Annotated in this window: 4 protein-coding genes; all 4 read left to right on the top strand. The window is 50.6% G+C overall.

All coding sequences use genetic code 11. The features are described from left to right. A partial coding sequence (locus tag A3751_RS10160) for an OB-fold nucleic acid binding domain-containing protein (protein WP_231876871.1) occupies positions 1 to 366 on the top strand: 366 nt, incomplete at its 5' end. Between the two features lie 116 nt (positions 367 to 482). Continuing rightward, positions 483 to 746: a PilZ domain-containing protein gene (locus tag A3751_RS10155; protein ID WP_068455295.1), complete on the top strand. Its 264-nt coding sequence runs from the start codon at positions 483 to 485 to the stop codon at positions 744 to 746. A 41-nt stretch (positions 747 to 787) separates the two neighbouring features. After that, a complete protein-coding gene (locus A3751_RS10150) occupies positions 788 to 1,528 on the top strand; it encodes a hypothetical protein (RefSeq protein ID WP_068455292.1) in 741 nt (246 codons plus the stop codon). Between the two features lie 22 nt (positions 1,529 to 1,550). After that, on the top strand, positions 1,551 to 2,959 hold a 1,409-nt coding region (locus A3751_RS10145; protein ID WP_068455289.1), incomplete at its 3' end, for an FAD-binding oxidoreductase.

Here is a 2,959-nt window from a genome sequence, read left to right as displayed (position 1 = left end):
GGGCATCCCGTTGCTTTGCTGCGCAAAGCTGGCGCGTTGGAGAACGATGTGATGGCTAATGCCTTATGGCAACAGCCACATAAATCTTTGGTTTCTGTGTCGGGACTCGTGACCGGAAAGCAAAGTCCTGGTACCGCCGCAGGCGTCAGCTTTTATACTCTCGAAGACGAGACAGGCAATATCAATGTCGTCATATGGCGCGCAACGGCCAGAGCGCAAAAGTTACCTTATTTAAGAGCGCAGTTGTTAAGGGTTGTTGGAATCTTGGAGCAAGAGGCTGGCGTGATTCATGTTATTGCCGGACGACTAGAGGATCTAACGCCTCAACTTGATGGATTGCGTACGAAGGTGCGTGAATTTCACTGATCTTATGGTCTATCTGCGTAAATGTGTTCTTCTATTAAAAAACTGTATAGCCTCTTGCTAGGAAAGGGCGAGTAGCTTGGCTAATATGCTCTAAAAATAAGGTAGAAAACAAAAACATGTCAGATAAGCGACGTCATCCTCGCATTCAAATGCCGGCCAAGGTGAAAATTACGCATCCGAGTTTTGGCGAACTTGTAGCGACTACCAGAGATATTTCTGACGGTGGGATTTTTCTAATCACTCAAGGTCATGAGATGCCACCTGTCGGCACAGTGATAGAAGGACAGGTTCAGGGACTTACGGGTGACGCACCTATACTGAAAATGGAAATTATGCGTAGTCTGCCTGAGGGCATTGGACTGCGCTTTATTCTCGATTAAAACGCCGAAAAAACAATACACCCATTTGCAAGGAGGTTGCGATGCGAGCGCAGTTTGCATTCTGTACGGCTGTTATGGCGACGGCACTATTTTCAAGTACTACTGCCGCTGAGGGCGATGTTCGCTCTAACTATAACGAACCAACGCGAGGTTTTTATATTGAGCATGGAACGGTAGCCAAAAACCGTGATGCGTCTATCGAGCTGCATTCAGGCTCAGATAGTATCGATGCTGGCGGTGGTGTGCGTTTAGGTCTGCCGGGAGCAGAGCTGATTATTAATAGTGGCTTGGATGAATACGATGAGAACCAGCTTCTGCTTAAGTATGGACTACCAGATTTACAGCTTGGTGGCGAAGGTGGAAGCAATGTGCACTGGGCGTTTACAGGCGCGTATTCCCGAACGGAACTGGAAGATGAAAATGGCAATGACCTCATTGACCAGATCAACCTAAAGCTCGGTGCCGCCTTTACGGTCAACGCTGATGCGGCAACTTTTACGCTTGCGCCTCGTTTTGTCTACGCGGACGGCGATCAGCGTGATGATACGTTTGTAGAGCTCGATCTTGGCGCCTATGTGGGCATTATTGATACTCAGGCCGGATTGTTTTCGGCGGGTGTCGAAGCATTGTTTACAACTGCCGATAATACTGATGATACCTATGCCGCAGGTGTTCGTTGGGCGTATGACAGTAAGCTGAATATTGATTTTGTTCCGTTGGTCTTTAGTAACCGAGATTTAGTTGGTGTTCCCGGATTAGTGCGCGTTAATTACAACTTCTAAGTATATCGTTGGATCAACACGAATGACGAAGCTCGAGGGCTACAAAACTCAAAGCTTGTGGCTCTCGCAACTTACCGACCTTTCGATTCGTCCTAGCTTGACTGCAAACCATGACGTCGATGTTGCGATCATCGGCGCTGGCTTCACCGGCTTGTGGACAGCCTATTACTTAAAGAAAAAATCTCCCGAGCTACGGGTAGCTATTATCGAGGCCGATATTGCTGGCTATGGTGCATCAGGGCGCAACGGAGGCTGGTTGATAGGGGAGCTCTCAGAGCAGGACTCCTATCTGGAAGATCTTTGGCCGCCAGACAAAGAACGTGCCCGGACCTTATTACACGCTATTCCGCACGAAGCGCAGCGGGTGATCCAAGAAGAAAACATCGCGTGTGATTTCAAACTTGGTGGAATGTTGTATGTTGCGGCGCGCTACCCCGAGCAGAAGCACTTCCTTCAAGCCTATGAGCGGGAATTACGCCAAAAAGGCTACACAGACGCCGATTTCAAGTGGCTTGATGCGCAGCAAACGGGTGAGAAGATCGGTATGGCTAACGCAAGTGGCGCCCTATACAGCCCGCATTGCGCCAGAATTCAGCCTGCCAAACTGGTAACGGGACTCGCTGCGGCTTGCGAGCGTTTGGGTGTCGAAATTTTTGAGCAGTCGCCAGCGACAGAGTGGGGCGATGGCAATGTTGTTTTGGCAAATGGTCATCGTATCGCGTGTCAGTGGGTGGTTCCTGCTCTGGAAGCGTATGGGGTCAGTATCGAAAAAGCACCCTTCAGCTGGATGCGCTATCAGCGACCCGTACAAAGCGCCATTATCGCAACAGAGCCTTTGAGCGAGGCTCTATGGCAAGAAATGGGGCTTCACCATGGTGAGGTGTTCAGTGATTTTTCACGAATCGTTACCTACGGCCAGCGCAGTGCCGATAATCGCTTCGTTTTCGGTGCGCGGGGCTCTTATCTATTTGGCGCAGCGCTGAAACACGATGCACGCCTCTCAGAGTCTGAAATCGCGTTTCGCCGAAACCTGCTGCAAACACTTTTCCCTCAGCTAGAGGGTGTTAAGGTCACGCATGCTTGGGGAGGGAACTTGGCGATCTCGCGCAAGTTCCGTCCACATATGTTACTCAATCGGGAGCATGGCTTCGCATTGAGCGCCGGGTATGGTGGCGAAGGGGTGGGGGCGACGAATCTCGCCGGCCGAACACTCTCGGATATGATTTTGGGTGTCGATTCGCCCGAAACACAGATGCCTTGGGTTGACCATAGCGGTACATTTGCGAACAGCAAGCGTTGGGAGCGCGAGCCGCTTCCTTGGCTTGGTTATCGGGCTCTTACCTCGATTTCTCTCTATGAAGATAAGCTCCTAAGTGCAGGCAAGGCGGAAACAGCAAGGCGCAAATTTGCCGACACGGTGTATCGTCTGTT

The organism is Oleiphilus sp. HI0080 (assembly GCF_001635135.1).
The sequence above is the reverse complement of the archived record's forward strand: the minus strand, read 5'-3'. Positions and strand labels throughout refer to the sequence as shown.